This window comes from Pseudoalteromonas arabiensis, assembly GCF_001550155.1.
Classification (GTDB): Bacteria; Pseudomonadota; Gammaproteobacteria; order Enterobacterales; family Alteromonadaceae; genus Pseudoalteromonas; species Pseudoalteromonas arabiensis.
In genome coordinates this window covers 126,920-144,928 of record NZ_LRUF01000025.1, presented here as the reverse complement: position 1 = coordinate 144,928, position 18,009 = coordinate 126,920, and the positions used below count along the sequence as shown (strand labels likewise).

At 41.3% G+C, this 18,009-nt stretch carries 17 protein-coding genes and 1 tRNA gene; 4 read left to right on the top strand and 14 right to left on the bottom strand.

Annotation, left to right across the window (positions count from 1 at the left end; translation table 11 throughout):
- Nucleotides 1–9: 9 nt before the first annotated feature.
- The 4 genes from PAARA_RS16870 to PAARA_RS16855 are packed head-to-tail and all read right to left on the bottom strand — an operon-like array spanning nucleotide 10 to nucleotide 3,539.
- A complete protein-coding gene (locus tag PAARA_RS16870; protein ID WP_062570164.1) occupies nucleotides 10–471 on the bottom strand; it encodes a response regulator in 462 nt (153 codons plus the stop codon).
- On the bottom strand, nucleotides 472–1,950 hold the full coding sequence (locus PAARA_RS16865) for a sensor histidine kinase (RefSeq protein WP_062570163.1): 1,479 nt from the start codon (nucleotides 1,948–1,950) through the stop codon (nucleotides 472–474). It abuts the gene before it with no gap.
- Nucleotides 1,951–1,973: 23 nt separating this feature from the next.
- On the bottom strand, nucleotides 1,974–2,183 hold the full coding sequence (locus PAARA_RS16860; protein ID WP_062570162.1) for a hypothetical protein: 210 nt from the start codon (nucleotides 2,181–2,183) through the stop codon (nucleotides 1,974–1,976).
- A gap of 12 nt (nucleotides 2,184–2,195) precedes the next feature.
- Nucleotides 2,196–3,539, bottom strand: a complete 1,344-nt coding sequence (locus PAARA_RS16855) for a sigma-54-dependent transcriptional regulator (protein ID WP_062570161.1) — start codon at nucleotides 3,537–3,539, stop codon at nucleotides 2,196–2,198.
- A gap of 184 nt (nucleotides 3,540–3,723) precedes the next feature.
- Between PAARA_RS16855 and PAARA_RS16850 the strand changes: the two genes are divergently transcribed.
- Nucleotides 3,724–4,236, top strand: coding sequence for an NUDIX hydrolase (locus PAARA_RS16850; RefSeq protein WP_062570160.1), 513 nt, complete (start codon nucleotides 3,724–3,726; stop codon nucleotides 4,234–4,236).
- 16 nt (nucleotides 4,237–4,252) lie between these two features.
- On the opposite strand, the gene PAARA_RS16845 is transcribed toward PAARA_RS16850, so the two are convergent.
- Genes PAARA_RS16845 through PAARA_RS16835 form a run of 3 tightly spaced genes read right to left on the bottom strand, consistent with a single transcriptional unit; the run spans nucleotide 4,253 to nucleotide 6,403 of the window.
- A complete protein-coding gene (locus tag PAARA_RS16845; RefSeq protein ID WP_062570159.1) occupies nucleotides 4,253–4,753 on the bottom strand; it encodes a YgjV family protein in 501 nt (166 codons plus the stop codon).
- A 49-nt stretch (nucleotides 4,754–4,802) separates the two neighbouring features.
- A complete protein-coding gene (locus PAARA_RS16840; protein WP_237114848.1) occupies nucleotides 4,803–5,378 on the bottom strand; it encodes a Crp/Fnr family transcriptional regulator in 576 nt (191 codons plus the stop codon).
- Entirely contained in the window at nucleotides 5,366–6,403 is a 1,038-nt protein-coding gene (locus PAARA_RS16835; RefSeq protein WP_062570157.1) for an NAD(P)H-dependent flavin oxidoreductase, read from the bottom strand. Before PAARA_RS16835 ends, PAARA_RS16840 begins: the two co-directional genes overlap by 13 nt.
- A gap of 165 nt (nucleotides 6,404–6,568) precedes the next feature.
- Here PAARA_RS16835 and PAARA_RS16830 point away from each other — a divergent pair, with 165 nt between their 5' ends.
- Nucleotides 6,569–7,945, top strand: a complete 1,377-nt coding sequence (locus PAARA_RS16830; protein ID WP_062570156.1) for an NAD-dependent succinate-semialdehyde dehydrogenase — start codon at nucleotides 6,569–6,571, stop codon at nucleotides 7,943–7,945.
- Nucleotides 7,946–7,995: 50 nt separating this feature from the next.
- On the opposite strand, the gene PAARA_RS16825 is transcribed toward PAARA_RS16830, so the two are convergent.
- The 3 genes from PAARA_RS16825 to PAARA_RS16815 all read right to left on the bottom strand — a co-directional run bounded on the left by PAARA_RS16825 (nucleotide 7,996) and on the right by PAARA_RS16815 (nucleotide 9,954).
- Nucleotides 7,996–9,069 carry an endonuclease/exonuclease/phosphatase family protein gene (locus PAARA_RS16825; RefSeq protein ID WP_062570155.1) on the bottom strand — a complete coding sequence of 358 codons (1,074 nt, stop codon included), beginning with the start codon at nucleotides 9,067–9,069 and terminating at the stop codon, nucleotides 7,996–7,998.
- A gap of 17 nt (nucleotides 9,070–9,086) precedes the next feature.
- On the bottom strand, nucleotides 9,087–9,407 hold the full coding sequence (locus tag PAARA_RS16820; RefSeq protein ID WP_062570154.1) for a hypothetical protein: 321 nt from the start codon (nucleotides 9,405–9,407) through the stop codon (nucleotides 9,087–9,089).
- Nucleotides 9,408–9,516: 109 nt separating this feature from the next.
- Nucleotides 9,517–9,954, bottom strand: coding sequence for a hypothetical protein (locus PAARA_RS16815; RefSeq protein WP_062570153.1), 438 nt, complete (start codon nucleotides 9,952–9,954; stop codon nucleotides 9,517–9,519).
- A 303-nt stretch (nucleotides 9,955–10,257) separates the two neighbouring features.
- Between PAARA_RS16815 and PAARA_RS16810 the strand changes: the two genes are divergently transcribed.
- Both PAARA_RS16810 and PAARA_RS16805 read left to right on the top strand, forming a co-directional pair.
- Complete coding sequence (locus tag PAARA_RS16810) at nucleotides 10,258–12,318, top strand: TonB-dependent receptor (RefSeq protein WP_062570152.1); 2,061 nt, start codon at nucleotides 10,258–10,260, stop codon at nucleotides 12,316–12,318.
- Between the two features lie 87 nt (nucleotides 12,319–12,405).
- Nucleotides 12,406–13,599 (top strand): MFS transporter, encoded by a 1,194-nt coding sequence (locus PAARA_RS16805; protein ID WP_062570151.1) that lies wholly within the window; start codon nucleotides 12,406–12,408, stop codon nucleotides 13,597–13,599.
- A 14-nt stretch (nucleotides 13,600–13,613) separates the two neighbouring features.
- Here the strand turns inward: PAARA_RS16805 and PAARA_RS16800 are convergent, their stop codons facing one another.
- From PAARA_RS16800 to PAARA_RS16785, 4 genes are all read right to left on the bottom strand, one after another.
- Nucleotides 13,614–14,024, bottom strand: a complete 411-nt coding sequence (locus PAARA_RS16800; RefSeq protein ID WP_062570150.1) for a GFA family protein — start codon at nucleotides 14,022–14,024, stop codon at nucleotides 13,614–13,616.
- A 1-nt stretch (nucleotide 14,025) separates the two neighbouring features.
- On the bottom strand, nucleotides 14,026–15,027 hold the full coding sequence (locus PAARA_RS16795) for a fatty acid desaturase (RefSeq protein WP_062570149.1): 1,002 nt from the start codon (nucleotides 15,025–15,027) through the stop codon (nucleotides 14,026–14,028).
- A 46-nt stretch (nucleotides 15,028–15,073) separates the two neighbouring features.
- Nucleotides 15,074–17,245, bottom strand: coding sequence for a putative bifunctional diguanylate cyclase/phosphodiesterase (locus tag PAARA_RS16790; RefSeq protein ID WP_062570148.1), 2,172 nt, complete (start codon nucleotides 17,243–17,245; stop codon nucleotides 15,074–15,076).
- A 669-nt stretch (nucleotides 17,246–17,914) separates the two neighbouring features.
- Nucleotides 17,915–17,999, bottom strand: a tRNA-Leu gene (locus PAARA_RS16785).
- Between the last annotated feature and the right edge of the window lie 10 nt (nucleotides 18,000–18,009).

Here is an 18,009-nt window from a genome sequence, read left to right as displayed (position 1 = left end):
TTGTCCTTTTTAGTCGTTTAGAGGGGTGGGTAATTCAACAAACTCAACCCAATACTTACCGAGTGTTTTCATCAAATCGACCAAACCATCGAAGGTCACAGGCTTTGTGATGTAAGAAGCGGCGCCTAAGTCGTAACCTTTAACCATATCTTCTTCTTGCTTTGACGTAGTTAAAATAACAACTGGAATACCTTTTAAGTTAGGGTTTGATTTAATCGCTTCTAATGCCTCTCGCCCATCCATCCGCGGCATATTTAAATCAAGCAGAATAAGCCCAGGCCGAGGAGAGTTCTGCTTATCACTAAACTTCCCCTTTCGCTCTAAGTATTCAAGTAATTCAACACCATCTTCGACAAAAAATAACTCATTAAGAACGCGGCTTTCTGCAAGCGCATCTTGAGTTAATAAACGATCGTCTTCATCGTCATCAGCCATTAAAATGGTAATAGGTTTAACTTTGTTAAGTGGCATCTAAGCCTCTCCTTGTAATGTGAAAAGCGAAGCTTCCACGGGTAATTTAAGAATGAAGGTTGCCCCTTCACCAACGCGACTACTCGCTATAATTTCTCCACCATGACGCTCAACAATACGGCGACACACAGACAAGCCGATACCTGTGCCTTTGTATTGCGAGCGGCCATGTAATCGCTGAAATGGTACAAATATTTTTTCGAGATATTCTTCCGAAAAGCCAATACCGTTATCTGATATGGTGATGACTTCCCATTCAACATTACTATTGTGGTTCGGACTAAACTCTTCAATACGCTCATAATCAATGCTAATAAGCGGGGCGACATTTTCACGTCTAAACTTCACTGCATTGGACAAAATATTTAAGAATAGCTGTATCATTTGACTTGGGTCAGCCTGAATATGCGGCAGAGTCATTACATTGACTTCAGCGCCAGCTTCTTTAATAGCGATTTCTAAATCATCCAGCACTTCATCGACAATGCTATTTAAGTCTGTGTCTGTGAAATCTTTACCCCGCGTAGTCACGCGTGAGAACTCAAGTAAATCATTTATAAGGTTAGACATACGCTGAGCGGCATTTTTCATTCGGCTGATATAATCAATGCCTTTTTCACCAAGTTCATTCTTAAACATACTCTCAAGGCGATCGCTAAATGCTTGAATTTTTCGAAGCGGCTCTTGCAAATCATGGCTGGCTACAAAAGCAAACTCTTCAAGCTCTCTGTTAGAGCGGCTAAGCTCATCAGCATAAATCGTCAGTTCTTGAGTACGTTCATCAACTTTAGCGGCTAAGCTTTCATTTTGTTTTTCTAATTCTAAGCGGTATTTAGCAGCATTTTGCAGGTTAGTTCGCGCTAAAATAAACATACCGATTAACAGTAAAGAGCTGGTCACTGCCGTGATAGCAAAAGTGATCTTAGCTTCATTTTTAATCTCAGAAAGGATAGCAAACTTTTCTATTTTAAAATTAAGTTCGCGCATTTGAATTTCATTAACCGCGGCACGAATGGCTTTATACAGATCACGGCCTTTATCTGTAAGTAATAACCGACGCGCTTTCACGTCTTTATTTTCGAGGGCAAAATCGGTTGTTTTAGCCATAACTGCCACTTTGTCGTTTACTAAATGGATAAGGCGTGCAATACGATCAGCCTGCCCAGGTATTTCTGAGTGTAAGCTCTTAACAAGCATAATTTGCGCTTGCATCGTAGCCATTGCATCCGTGTATGGTACTAAATAGTCCTCACGGTCTGTCAGCAAATAGCCCCGCTGCCCAGACTCAGCCTGTACAACTGACAAGTGTAATTGCTCAATAGCTGTGTTTAATGAATTTGTGTTATCAAGGCTACTCTGTGTGTCGCTCAAAGAGCGTATGCTATTAATTGCTAAGAATGCATTCGCCACAACGATACACAAAACAACACTGATAAACCCTGCCCAGCTAACTGTTATTTTACCCTTTTGCTTATGCATTTTTTTCCTAGTTTCTATGCTGCTTACTCACCGGAATGAGTGTCACTTATTTTTTGTAGTTGCTCGCTACATTGCTGGCAATTAATAATTATTTTATCAAGGGCTGCAAGTGCTTTATCTTTCGGCATATCATTTTCTAATACGAGCTTAACTAACTCTGCATTCATCGAAATACGGTTTAAGGGAGCACGCGCATCGTGCACCAACTGACGTAAAGACTCGTTATTATTCATAGTATTCCTTTGTTATTTATATTCGCCAATGCCTCCATAAGCATTCAAACGGTTATACAGTGTTTTTGTGCTGATCCCTAACATTTGGGCCGCAATTGTCTTGTTACCTTGTACTTTATCTAAAGTCGCATGGATCAACTCTTTTTCAACTTCTTCAATCGTTTGCCCTGCCAGCACTTGATTGTTTGCTTCGGCTTTTTTATTTACCCGTGAAAATGGTGACTCTAGTGAGTCAGGCAAGGTAATAGTGCTTCCTTTTGGATCACTCATAATAAATGCACGGTGGATAGCATGGCGCAATTCGCGTACATTACCAGGCCAGTCATGCCCTTCAAGTACCTTTATCTGACTTGCTTGCCATTTAAAGCTGGTTCCATTTTCGTCATTTAGTTGATCTAAAAATGCCTCTGCGAGCAATGGAATATCTTCTTTTCGCTCGCGCAGTGGGGGAATATCAATTGGAAAAACCGCCAAACGAAAATAAATATCTTCGCGGATCACGTTATTTTGTGCAAGGTCGGTTAACGTTCTATTGGTTGCTGAAATAACACGACAATTTACAGCCTGCTCTTTGGTACCACCAACACGTGTGACTCTTTTGCTTTCAAGTACACGTAATAAGTTTGGCTGCATATCAATAGGCATTTCTGTTACTTCATCTAAAAATAACGTGCCCCCTGCCGCTTGCTCAAACACCCCTTCTTTACGAGCTACAGCTCCCGTAAATGCGCCTTTTTCGTGACCGAATAATTCACTACCAATCAGTTCTTTCGAGAATGCACCACAGTTAGTCGCAACCAAAGGACCATCGCACTGCGTGGCGTTGTGAATTGCTTGTGCAACCACTTCCTTACCAGCCCCACTTTCACCCATTAGCATAACGTTAGCCGATGTTGCCGCAACCCGCTCAATCATCGTATAAAGCTTTTGCATAACCTCTGACTCACCAATTAGGGTGCCAAAATGACGCTTAATACTTGGTGTTGCTTTTTTCTTACCACTGGCTTTTTTAGGATTTAAAACCCGTTCTATATCTTCACGTTGCAGTGGTTTTACAAGGTGCCCTACATTTGGCTCACACATTTCTGCGAGCTTACCTTTCACTGACGGATGACCCGAAATTAAAGTAACACGAGGCGATTGACCAATTAGTTTCAGGTGCTCAAGCAAGTGTAAGCCGCTGCCATCTGGTAGCATAAAGTCTAAAAAGACATGATCAAATGTATTGTTCTCAAACCACTGCTCTGCTTCTGCAAGATTTGCGGCTGTGTTTATATTATGACCTAGGAACTCTACAATGTGACATACAACTTCACTAAACTCGCTATCATCATCAACTAAAAGTACGTTTAACATATTAATTCCCTAAGCTTTTTCAACCATTCTACGCAATTATTTGAAAATGAAAACTACCTGCGTCGAACTACAAACCAATACTTTTAAACTATATTACCCTACAAGTACCACTTTAGGGTAAGTTTAATTAAACTTTTATAACCCTGTATGATGCAGTTCTATAGATTAAGCCAAGCTGTATACTATGAAACTATTAAGAAAAGTTACCCACCCTAGTATTAATGACGAAAACAAAAGTCAGTTCACCCGTGAAACCGCCCGTGCGGTCGTTTTAAAAGGTGAAAAAATCCTCCTGCTTTACACAGCTCGCTATGATGACTATAGCTTACCTGGTGGCGGAATTGACACAGGTGAAAGTATTGAAGAAGGATTAATACGCGAACTACAAGAAGAAACGGGAGCACAAAATATTAAGATAAAAAAGCCACTTGGTCTCTATGAAGAATTAAGGCCTTGGTATAAAGATGACTTTGAGTGTATACACATTAAATCCTACTGCTACTATTGCGATATCGATGAGCAGTTGGCTCTGCCAAAAATGGAGCACTACGAAATACAAAATGGCATGCAACCCAAATGGGTAAATCTCCATAGTGCAATTGCTCACAACGAAACCACAATGGCAATGAGCGAGAAGCAAGGTTTGTCGATTCAGCGAGAAACTTTTCTACTCAAACTCATCGCTAAAACTATATAAAAATAATCCCATTAAATTATGGCGTTACTGTTCTTGGATTAACATAAAAACGCCATAAACCCAGAAGATTACTCAACAGGAAAACGGTTTCCATGACCACCGCAACAGGCGAAAAAATAAGTAAGTTGTGCGTGATCCAACAAAGAGTACCCAACACCATCAAGCAACGAAGTAATAGATCTTTGCTCTGAAATGAGGCATATGTTTGAACTATAGTCGCAGTCAGTGCAATAAAACTGAACCAACTTTGCCATGTAATAAGCACTGCAAAAACACTTAAAGCCATAAAGCCGTACATTACCCACTGCTTTCGAGCAAAAATGCAGTAGCCGTAGCGTAGAGCAGCTATCAGCATCAGTGCCGATGCACTTAAATTATTGAGTAACAAAAAATGTATCGACGTTAGCAAAACCGAGCTAAACAAACACATTAAAATAATTTGCCGAGATTTAAACTGGAACGAGGCTAAATCGAGCAAAGTAGCAACAGCAACCAAACATTGCGACAAAATAAACATGACGACTCCTGAAAAAACAGCAGTGTAATGCGCCGCACTCTATCGCGCCTTAACTTAAGTTAAGACGCTTACGAATTCGTGATAATGAAATAGCTGAAATACCAATATACATTGCCACTTCTGTTAGGCTCAACTGAGCCAACCAATGGGGCTTTTTAGCAAGTAAGTATTCATAACGCTGCTGTGGGGAATTGAGTAATAAAAAGGCTTCTTTTGCTTCTTTGAATAACAACTGCTGGGTAACAAGTTGCTGCTTCATCATTTGATTCAAAGGCTGCTCAAGTAATGCTAGCGGTACTTTTATTACTTTAGCGTCACGAATGACTTTAAGCTGATAAAGAGCTGGCGTGTGTGTTAACCAATTACCATAAAGCAATGCAAATTCGTCTTGAAAGTAAAACTCTTTGCACTTTTGCCCACCATTTTCACTGGCGTGGAGTGCCCCGAGTACACCCGATAAAATAAGATAGCCATGAGTTTGCAGCGCTCCTTGCCTTAAAAGCACGTCATCACGCGCATAACGTTTTGTTGGATAGCTCCCCGCTAATTGTTGCTTTAATTGCTCTGCAAGTTGCTGGTAGCTATCCCCTAGTTCAAGTAACTGCGTATCCGTCAATCTTGCCATCCTTGCATTAGCAACTGAGTGATCTTTGCTGCGCTCAGCCCATCACGGTTAATAAATTTTTCTCCGCACCAAAGGGGCGAAAAACCACTATCATTGTTTGCTTCTGCATGAGTTCGTAATGCCGTAATTGCGATAGATGCATAAGGAAAAGGAGGCACATGTTGAGGAGTTGCGCCTAACTCTTTCATCACTCTATTCGTTATCCCTCGTGCTGCACGGCCTGAGAATAAGGTCGTAAGTGCAGTACTGCCTGCTTGCTGAGAGATTAATGCTTGGCGGTGTAACGAACTTGTTGTTGCCTCTTCAGTCAATAAATAAGCACTCCCCACTTGCACTGCAATCACGCCTAACTTTTGATACAAACTCACATCCTCTGGTGTTGCAATGCCCCCCGCTGCAATTGTTGGAATATCAAGTTCGATACACGCACCAACCAACTCTTGAGTAGTCAGCTGTAATGATAAATCCATCGATAAAAAGTGACCTCGATGGCCACCAGCTTGTAGTCCTTGAGCTATTACAGCATCGGCACCGTTTGCAACCAACCACTTGGCTTCTGCGAGTGTAGTTGCTGATGAAAGCACCGTGCCACCCCATTCTTTAATTTGCGAAATGATTGCCGCTTCAGGTAAGCCAAAATGAAAGCTGATCACAGGCGGCTTATAAGGTGCTATTACATCAATAACCTCTTGATTAATTGGCTGACGTGAGGCCACCGTCGAAAGTGCTGATACATCAACATGAAATTCCTCTAGGTAAGGAGAAAGTAAGTTATGCCAAGCAGCTTGCTGCTGTTTCGTATAAGCTGGTGTATGGTGGCAAAAAAAGTTTAAATTATAAGGCTTGTCAGTGGCATTACTTAAATACTCAAGCTCACTTATTAATTGCTCTTTTGATAGCATTGCACAAGGTAAAGATCCTAGCCCACCTGCTCGACACACTGCCTCTGCTAACTTTGCATTTTGCACTCCAGCCATAGGGGCTTGAATAATCGCCAACTCTGTATCGAAATATGATTTTTTCATTGCCTCTCCTTGTAAGTTTTGCATCTGTTTGCAGTTTTTACAGAACCTGCTCATGAGCATTCAAATAAAGATAAAAATTAGCTATAAAAAACAAACAGATAAATAAATATAAAAGTGGTGTTCACCTTGCACGTACCCCTTTACATTTTTTGTAAGGAGATAATGATGACTGACACTGTAACCACAATCAATCCGACTACAGAGCAAGCGCTCGAAACATATACTCTCTTGTCTTTAGAGAAGGCGCAAGCAGAAGTAGACAAATGCCATGAAGCCTTTGAGAGCTGGCGCAAAACATCATTAACCAAACGGGCTGAGCATCTCAATAAGCTCGCAAGTGTTATCGAATCAAATAAGCAAGATATTGCACAGCTTATGACAGATGAAATGGGCAAGCTTTATCAGCAAGGTTTACAAGAAGTTGAGCTATGCGCTGCTATCTGTCGCTATACAGCTGAACAGGGCCCAAAAGTACTAGCGGATGAAAAACGTGACATGCAAGGCGGCCATGCAATCGTTACCTATCAGCCAATAGGGGTTATTTTGGGTATTCAACCTTGGAACTTCCCGCTTTACCAAGTTATTCGTTATGCCTGTGCAAATATTATGGCGGGTAATACGACTGTATTAAAGCATGCTGGCAATGTATTTGGCATGGCTGAAAAGATAGAGCAGCTCTTTGCACAAGCTGACTTCCCTGACTATTGCTTTAAAAACCTTTTAATAGATGGCAAAACGGCCAGCGAATTAATCGAGCATAAAGCGATTCGTGGCGTTACGTTCACAGGCAGTGATGGCACTGGTAAAAAGGTTGCTGAACGTGCAGGAAAATATGTGAAGAAAACCGTCCTCGAACTTGGTAGTAACGATGCCTACGTTGTACTGGATGATGCTGACCTTGAAACTGCCATTAGCGCATGTACGCAAGGTCGTTTGATAAATAATGGGCAAACCTGTGTGTCTGCAAAACGCTTTGTGGTTGTCGATGCGCTTTATAGTGATTTTAAAGCAATGATCAAAAAGCAATTTGAAAATACAAAAGTGGGTGACCCTAATGAGAAAGATAGCGATTTAGGTCCAATGGCTCGTGAAGACTTACGCGACAAGCTACATCAGCAAGTCAAAGAGTCTATTGAAGCAGGTGCAGAGGCTGTGGTGGGAGGCGAAATCCCCGAACGTGAAGGTTTTTATTACCCTGCAACCTTACTTGAAAATATTAAACCTGGCATGCCAGCGTATGATGACGAACTGTTTGGCCCTGTTGCATCTCTTATCAAAGCCAAAGATAACGACGATGCTATGCGCATTGCAAACGACTCCCGCTACGGTCTAGGCGGTGGTATTTTCTCGAAAAATGAAAAGCAGGCTATTGAGCTTGCCAAACACCACTTTGATACAGGCATGGTCAATATCAATGGCTATGGCTTGGCGCAACCAAATCTGCCTTTCGGAGGCGTAAAAGATAGCGGTTATGGCCGTGAGCATGGCGGTTTTGGATTACGCGAATTTGTGAATATAAAAACCGTTATGGTCAATGAATAGCAACAAGGGCTCAATTGAGCCCTTTTCTTTTACTTACTATTAGTATTGCTTTAATCATCGAACATGGGAACTTGGTGCTTCGATGCACTGGGCATTTTTAATTCCTCAACTGCCACATCTTCATCTATTTGCTCGGTTTGTTTTTGATTACACGCATTGGGCTTATAAACCAGCTCAGTAAGTAAAGCAAAGTGATCTGAGCCATACTTAGCCAACCGCTCAATGCGTTTTACCGTAAAGTCATTACTGTGAAATAAATGGTCGAGCGGCCAGCGCATAAAGAAATACTCAGCATGAAAAGTATTAAAGAAACCGCGACCTTTACGTGGATCTAAAAAGCCAGAAATCTTCATAAATAATCGTGTTGTACGAGACCATGCCACATCATTTAAATCACCGGCGACAATGCAAGGACGGCGTAACTTTTTCAGTGCTTTAGCAAGAATAATAAGTTCCGTATCGCGCGTGCGAGAGCTGTCTTCTTCAGTTGGACTAGGTGGTGCAGGATGAATAAAGTGCCCCTGCATTTCAACGCCATCAGCGTCTTCAAATAAAATATGAATTGAAGGAATATCATCTTCAATCAACTCACAAATTTGATAGCGTTTTATTTTATACTTACTGTATAGATGCATTCCGTAGCGATTATCTTTAGGACAATATATTCGGTGTGGGTAATCGCCCTCAAGTCCTTTTAACTGCTGCTGCCAAGTGATGTCAGATTCGAGCGTGATAAATAGATCGGGTTGGTGCTTATTAACTAATGAAATGAGCTTTTCATAGCGATCATTCGACATCAGTACATTAGCCGACATAATACGAATGCTGTGTTCAGCATCCTTGGAACTGGCTAACACCTCTTGCTTAGCAAGTGGTGTATAAGGGTAAATCCACTTTCCTTGCAGTAATAAAATAATAATACTTAAAATGACACAGCTAAGTGTTAGAAACGACCATTGGGATACAGCAAGGTAGCTTGAAACCGCACAACAAAATCCTGCCAAGTAAAACACTTGTAACCTAACAAAGTCACAGCTACGCACCAAATAATGCTGGCAATATGACATAGGTAATAAGGTGATGATAAGTAATAGCGTCAATACACCGGTTAAAACATAAATCATATTGCTCCCACGTTTAGTTATCTGCTCAAAATAGAAATGATTTCTCGCGTATCTTCAACTAAGCGTACCACTGTCCCATCCACTTGGATAGAAATAAGACCATCTCTGTCGCGAGACTTAATGACCTTACCATGGCGATAAATATCACGATCTAGGATATCTCCTTTACGGTATTTTTTCTGCCAGCCTGGTGGGAGTTCTCCACCGCTAGCAACTTTCTTTTCCAAGCCTGGTGGTAAGCTCTTTCCCTTATTTTTCTCTTTATTCTTGTCTTTAGCCTGCACACCAGTGGCGATAACAGCTAAGCCCACAGCAAAAACCATTAATAGCGTTCTCATATGAATGCTCCTTTTAGTAAACCTTTTTAAGCCTAGCAATGAATGCTGAACACGCAGTGAAATTTCATAAATAAAGCCGCATGAGTGAAGTGAGCGGCTTTAAACATGATTAACGGTAGCGCGAAACAATGGATAGAATTTCACGCGTATCGTGAACAAGATGAATAAGGCGATCGTCAATTTCTATCGCAATGATGCCATTTCTATTACGGCGTTTGATTACTCGCCCATGACGATAAATATCACGGTCTAAAATATCACCATGATGGTAGCGTTTATACCAACCCGGCGGTAAACGACCACCATGCCCTACTTTCTTATAAAGACCTGGCGGTAAGTCACGATAACTATAGCGATCATATTTATCGTAATGTTCATGATGCTTATGATGTTTTTTATATTTATAGTGTTTTTTATGTTTATGATGCTTTTTACGTTCGTGTTTGTGCTCATATCTATCATGATCACGATCATGCCTAGCACTTGCTTCTGCAGGTATTAAACTCAAACCTAACACAGCTAAAGAGATAGTAATTATTTTGTTCATAATAGAGACCCTCTACGTTTGCTCTTGTTACAAAAGCCTAACGTTTGCGACTGAATCATAGATGAAGGATTACAATTAAAAAACCTTATTACTTACATATCAAAAAGTTAAAAAACCAACATTTACACTTCTTTAAACTTAAAGTGCGCTCTGATACTTATTATTGCTCTTTTTGAATCAAATACCTCTTTCATGCCAATCGCAGGAAGATTACTTAAGTAAAGCCATTGACCTCGAATACTTTTACCTACTTCAAAAAGCAGTTACCCTCTATTTTTTGTTGTAATTAACCTAAAGGCGTTCATGAAATTATTACTCCTCCCAGCACTCACTGGCTTACAACTTTTAAGTTTACAGTCATATGCAGCGACAACTGAACTTGAGCATATTACGACAACTGCCTCTCGCACAGAAGTGCTTGCCGATCCTCTGCCCGTTGTTGTGAGTAATATTTCAAAACAGCAATTAGCACTCATTGCGCCAACCCATATTGAACAAGCCCTTAAGCAAGTTGCTGGTGCAAATCTTCAACACGGCAATGGCCAAGAGTATTTACCCGCTTTACGTTCGCCTGTTTTTTCTGGTGCCGGTGCATGCGGTGGCTTACTTACGGCTGAAGATGGCATACCGCTGCGTGCTGCAGGCTTTTGTAACATTAACGAGTTATTTGAAGCACACACAGAAATGGCCGAGCGTATTGAGGTATTAAAAGGCCCAGGTTCTGCACTTTATGGCTCAAATGCAGTGCATGGGGTGATCAACGTGATCACTCCTGATTCGACCTACGATCATAACCGATTTGGTTTTGATTACGGCTCGTTTGGCTACACTCGTTATAAACTAGGTTCTGGCCATGATTTTGGTCAACAAGGTTTTGGCATCAATGCCAGTATTACTCGCGATACCGGCTATCGAGATGACGAAGGGGTTGACCAAGAAAAAATATCATTACGCCACCGTTTCGATGGTGCAAACTTAACAGTTAATAGTGGCTTGACGTACACCCACTTAGATCAACACACAGCAGGTTATATTGAGGGCTTTGAAAGCTATAAGGATGAGGATATGGCGCAATCAAACCCAAACCCTGATGCCTTTCGTAAAGCACGTTCTTTACGTATATGGTCAAAAATAAATTGGTCTAGGGATGAGAATAATACCTTTACGTTTACACCTTATATTCGTGACCAAAGCATGACCTTTTTTAAACACTTTTTACCAGGTACACCGCTTGAAGAAAATGCCCAGCAAGGTGTTGGTTTGCAATCAAGTTGGCAACATAAGTTAAGTGATTCAAGTCATTTAACTATGGGTTTTGATGGTGAGCTTACTGATGCTGATTTTTTACAATATCAAGATAGCCCAACTAAAGGCTCAGCATTCTTAGTTGCTACAGTCCCTCAAGGAAAACATTACGATTATCAAGTAACAAGTACCTTATTGGCGCCCTTCATTAACCTTGACTGGCAATTGAATGACTTACTCATTAGCCTTGGCGGTAGATACGAACGTATGCGCTATGATTATCAAAATCACATGCTCGCTGGACGCACTAAAGAAGACGGAACAAAGTGCACAATGGGCGGGTGTCGCTACTCTCGCCCTGCAAGTGGTGTTAATCGCTTTACTAACTTTTCGCCGAAGCTTGGCTTAAGCTATCAATATGCTGATAACCAGTTTTTCTACGCCAATGCTTCTGAAGGTTACCGAGCTCCGCAAGCGGCAGAGCTTTATCAGTTGCAACGCGAACAAAATGTGGCAGATCTTAAGTCTGAAATAGCTAAAAACTTAGAGCTTGGTTTAAAAGGCCAACAAGCAAAGCTGCATTATGTATTTAGCATTTACGCTATGAACAAAAAGAACACAATTTTCCGCGACAGTGATTTTTATTATGTCAATGATGGTCAAACTCAACATCGTGGAATTGAGCTTGAGCTTGCCTATGCCATCACATCAAGCCTATCGATGCAGTTTGCCGCGAGCCATGCCAAGCATACTTACAGTTACAATCAAGTGCTCGGCGGGATTAATATCAATGGCAATCTTATTGATACCGCACCACGTAACATCGCAAACTTGCAGCTACTTTGGCAAGCAAACGACATGACACATATTGGGCTTGAGCTGCATACCACTAGCAGCTACTTTACAGACCCCGAAAACCAGCACAGCTATGAAGGCCACTCTCTTGTTAATTTAAGAGCCGCATGGCAACTCACTCCTAAGCTTACGGTGACTGCGCGAATTAATAACCTTACTGATGAGCATTATGCAGAGCGCGCTGACTACACAACCTTTAGCGGCGACCGTTACTTTCCAGGTCGGCCACGCAATGCAATGTTATCAGCAAGTTACCAGTTTTAAGTAACCGCATTATTTTGTTAGCTGTCTCATAGTTGGCACACGCTGTTTAGTAATTAGGTATGATAGTAATAACTTTTACCTAATCGACTGAACAGCGTGTCATCCTCTCAAAACCTAATTAACAAAGCGCTATTAGTACTAGGCATTTTTCTGATTGCGGCTTGCCTACGCGCGCCGATTACTGGCATTGCTCCCGTACTCGAACAAATTATTGAGCAGTTTCACTTAACGGCTTCTCAAGCGGGTATGCTGACTACATTACCACTCATCGCCTTTGCGATTGCTTCTCCGATGGCTGCTGGGCTTGCAAAAAAATGTGGCCTTGAGCTGTCGTTGTTTATTGCCCTGCTCTTGATAGGCGCAGGCGTGATGTCACGCATCGTAGATTCTGCCAATATTTTGTTTATAGGCACTGCAGTCATTGGGGTCGGTATTGCAATTGGTAATGTTTTGTTGCCAAGCCTGATTAAACGTGACTTTCCGCATAAAGTTGCAGTGATGACATCAAGCTACGTGTTGGCAATGGGCATATTTGGGGGCAGCTACTCAACACTTATCATTCCACTTGCAGAGTATAAAGAACTAGGCTGGCAGATAGCACTGGCAAGTTACGCGCTGTTAGTTTTACTTGCTGTGCTAGCTTGGTTACCGCAACTTAGACAGCACACCATGCCCAAAGAAACATCAATATCGAACGCGACACAAAATAGAGTCTGGCATTCATCATTGGCATGGCAGATAACGCTTTTACTCGGCTTTAACTCGTTTTTCACTTATATCATGCTTGGCTGGTTACCGAGTATTTTGGTTGAAGGTGGCCATAGTGCGCAACATGCAGGCGCACTACAAGGGGCTTTCCAAGCCGCTTCTGCGCTGCCAGGTGTTGTACTTATTCCATTACTTGCAAAGTTAAAAGATCAACGCGTCCTTACGCTAAGCCTTGCCCTATTAGGCGCACTTTGCTCACTCGGGTTACTCACTGCACCTAGCTTTGCCTTGCTTTGGTCTATTACTTTAGGCTTTTGTTCAGGTGCCTGTTTTATTTTGGGTTTATCGTTTGTCAGCTTGCGTACACATAATGCACTACAAGCAGCGGCACTCTCTGGGATGGCACAATGTATCGGTTATTTATTAGCAGCAACAGGGCCTATTGTTGCAGGCGCGCTACATAGCTACTTTAATAGTTGGGCCGGCGCACTTTGGCTATGTATTGCATCAAGCCTGCTGTGTGCTTTGTTTGGTTACTTAAGTGGCCGAAATATCACTATCGGCCAACAGTAAAAATGAAACCGCAGCTATTTAGGTGTGGTTTTAAAGGCGCTTATATTACTAAGGTTATCTAGCCAAGGCTTGTGTGAGCGATACCAAATATGGGCTTTTGGAATAAGCTCATCAGCTTGCTCTACTGCACCGAGTCGTAAGCCATAAACACGTTCGCCTTCGCCCACGGAAGTAGCGTACAAGGCCGTACCACAGTTAGCACAAAACCCTTGTGCTCGCTGATTGCCACTTTCAGCAATTTTTATATATTCTTTTGGTGCAGCTGCGGTGAAAGTCACCGCATCAGGTTTAGAGACAACCACAGTACGAAAAGGCGCACCCGAGATAATTTGACAGTCAGTGCAGTGACAGTTTATCACTTTATTTTCATCAACTTCAGCACGGTATGTAACTTCACCGCAATGACAACGACCGGTTATGTGCATATTAAACTCCCTCTTTATTTACTGGGTATCGATTAGCCAGCTTGATGCTATTTAAATCATTAAAGCGTACTCCGTACTGTTTCATAACAGGACGTATTTTTTTACTAATTAACTGGCGAATATAAAAGGGTTGATTGGGCACAAAATGATGAATAGTGTGAGTGCGCCCAAAGTCAAAGCAAAACAATTGAAATGGTAAAAACCAACGGCTACTTATAACATGTGTTTGCTCAAGTACATTATTAACTCCACCATAGTAATGCATAGAAGAGGTAACAAGGTTAAGTGATATCGAGCGAATGATATTTGGCAATATAAGAACAACCATGAGAAATTCAGCACCAGCAAGCAAGTGAGCGCCCCATGTTGGTAAGGCAAAAGGGCTAAAAAACTGCACACAATAATAACCAACCAAACCATATAAAATAGCAAAGTATGCTGTCGCGATCGGAAACCCAGCATTAAATACTCGAAAAAACTTAAAGCCTCTAATTTCTTTACTAAAGCGTTGACTATTAATTAGCAAACCAAGTAGCCCGTCACTGATCACAACCGCTCTTAAAAAGGGGTTTTTGATACCATTGCCAACAAGACGCTCTTCTAAATCTTGCTCGGTTCCTGAAACTTTGTGATGGTGTAAGTGAATTTTACGCCGATACCAAGGATTTACTGTATTTGGGCGCATTAGCCACACTGTTAACATCATAAAATTATGTATAAGCGGCTGTTTGCTAAAGTATTGCTTGTGAATGAGATCGTGCTCAAGTTCATGGGATATTGAGGTGATAAAAGCAGCTAAAATAATGCATAACCAAGCGGGGATGAATGCGTAATAATAAAGTAGCGCAACACCAACTAGAGCAGATAATGATAAAAATAAAATACCTAGCGCAATGCCATTTTGCTTTTGCAACACTGGATACCGTGCTCTAAGTTGCTGCTCTTCAACTTTTATAGCAGCAACAATCGCTTGAATGTTTTGCTTTGCGGTTAATTTTGACATACATCAATGTGCTCTTTTCGTAATGGCAAAATCATACCGCGAATCATCAATGCTCTCTAGCTAATTGTGTTAAAAATGCTTGTATTTCATCGCCTGGAAGAGGCTTTGAAAAATAATAACCTTGAATAAAGTCACACCCTGCCTCTTTCAAAACTGCCAACTGTTGTTGCAATTCAACACCTTCAGCAACCACTTTAATACCAAGTACTTGGCTCATTTGTATTATCGACTTAACCAATGCTTCATCACCTGAGTTAGTATGTATTTCGTCAATGAATGATTTATCAAGCTTTAACACATCAACAGGAAAACGACGTAAATAACTCAACGACGAGTAACCTGTCCCAAAGTCATCCAAAGAGATTAAACAGCCAGCAGATTTAAGCTGAGTTAATACTTCAAGGTGGTTTGTGTTTTCTGGAGCAAGCACGCTTTCAGTTAATTCAAAAGAAATTTGTGACGGATTGACGTTCTGTTCAGTAATGATCTCAAGCCATGCGTTACGGTGCGGATTAAACTCAGTAAACTCAAACAACGAGCGATTTACGTTGAATACAAATTGATTATAGCCTTGTGCTTCTAGGTATTTTATTTGTTGGCACGTTTTTCGAAGAACAAGCTCACCCAACTCAATGATCACACGAGACTCTTCAGCTAATGGGATAAACACGGCGGGTGATACCCACTGCCCATGATTGCGCCAGCGAACTAGACTTTCAAACTTTGCAACCGTGTTGCTTTGAACATCGATAATAGGTTGAAAGTGGACTTCTAACTCATCATTCTTAACAGCTTGAGTTAATTGCTCCACCAGTAAGTTGTGCTTTTTTACTTTATCATCCATTTCCTTGCAAAAGTGCAAGAACGGCGCACCAACTTGCTTGGCGTTTAACGTGGCCAACTCTGCCTGCCTCACTAACCGGCGAGCGATTTTTTCAACTCTGTCTTGTGATGATATTGATTTTGCTTGCTGATATGTACTCACTCCCAGCGTCACCGAAACTTGTTGGCTAATCCCACCGATTAAAAAAGGCTCCACTAACAAGGCTGAAACCTGCTTGCATACAAGCTCTAACTCACTTACTTGCTGATAAGTTTGCAGTACGGCAAAACTATCACCATCAATACGTGAAAAAGCACATTCTTTAAAGCTGCTTTCCAATCGCTCGGCTAGCTGACACAACACCTTATCACCAAAGCTCAAGCCATAAACCGTATTAATATCTTGAAACTTATCTACATCAAAATAAATAACCGCTAAATTAGTACTCTCTTCATCTTGATAAGACAGCGAAGAAACTAACTCGGATATACGCTCTTTGAAATAGAAGCGATTTGTTAGGCCGGTTAACTGATCATGGTTAGCATGAAAATAGATTTTTTGTTCAGCTTCTTTCTTCTCGGTAATGTCGAGAATAAATGCGACATAACAAATTTCACCATTCGTTTGCATTTGAGTGATTGATAAAAACTGAGTGTAAAGAGTGCCCTGCTTCGTTTTGTTTGTTATCTCCCCTGACCACTTACCTTTTTTATCTATTTGATGCCACATAGCGCGATAAAAATGCTGATCATGTTGGTTAGAGCTTAATATTTTCGGGTTTTGCCCTAGTACTTCGTCAGGGGGATACCCTGTCATTTTTGTAAAGGCAGTATTTACGTAAGTGATCTCGACATTTTTATTGCAAATAAAGATTGCTTCATGGCTTTGTTCTATAAGTTGATTTGCAAAATCTAACTTAGCAATAAAGCGATCTTTATCTATTTCACGTTGAATTAAACCTGTGAATAAAGAGAAAAAGGACTCAACCTGAAGCGCATCACCTATCTCATGCTGAAAAAGAGCCACTAAAATCGTGTCGGTTTTACCTGATAGACTTTGTAATGGCACACCAACATAGGCTTCAATTCCCATATCTGCAAGTAGGCGATCATCTGGAAACAGTGCTTGCACACCTGAGCTGTAGCTTGAGATGCCGCCACACATAACATCATTACATGGAGTACAGCGAATATCATAGCTAATGTTATCCACTATTTCGTCATACGCAGCCAATGCAATTGTTGATGCATGCATTGTCGATTCATCAACTTGGGCTAAAAAAACATGAGATGCACCAAGTACTTCCGACAGTGACAGGCATATTGCATTATAAAAGTTCTCACTTTTAAGGTTAGATATACTTTCTACGATACGTTTTAAATCGTATGCTCCCACGCTTTGCCACCCTATCGACTTTGTGCACTAAGTGATTGACTTCACTTAAACTTCAGGCTGCAAATTGTAATATAAGATGAGTATAAACACCATGCTACCCTAGTCTAAAACGATTACTTTGCATACAAATAAACACACTTATTTTAAGGTTATTTAAATACCAAGCACCGTTTACATTTATTCGTTTATAAATAGAACAAAAGGAGCTCAAATAATTAGCTGGTAGGCTCTGAAGGTATCTGAAAGGCACAAATAGGCTTGCACCATAGTGTCTTGCAGGCATAAAAACCCTAACCAATTGGCTAGGGTTCAAAAGTGGTATAAGCAGACGGACTTTTACTTGCTTTAGTGCCTCGCCCCGCGTGGCGCTTAAGTCCGTAATACTTTTGTAAAGGCATAAAAAAACCCTAACCAATTGGCTAGGATTCAAAAGTGGTACCAGTAGGCGGACTTTTACTTGCTTTAGTGCCTCGCCCCGCGTGGCGCTTGAGTCCGCAAGCTACTTTTTCAGGCATAAAAAAACCCCAGCAAAACTGCTGAGGTCATAAAAGTGGTACCAGTAGGCGGACTTTTACTTGCTTTAGTGCCTCGCCCCGCGTGGCGCTTGAGTCCGCAAGCTACTTTTTCAGGCATAAAAAAACCCCAGCAAAACTGCTGAGGTCATAAAAGTGGTACCAGTAGGCGGACTTGAACCGCCACGCCCGAAGGCAACGGATTTTGAATCCGTCATGTCTACCAATTCCATCATACTGGCTTCATTTTTC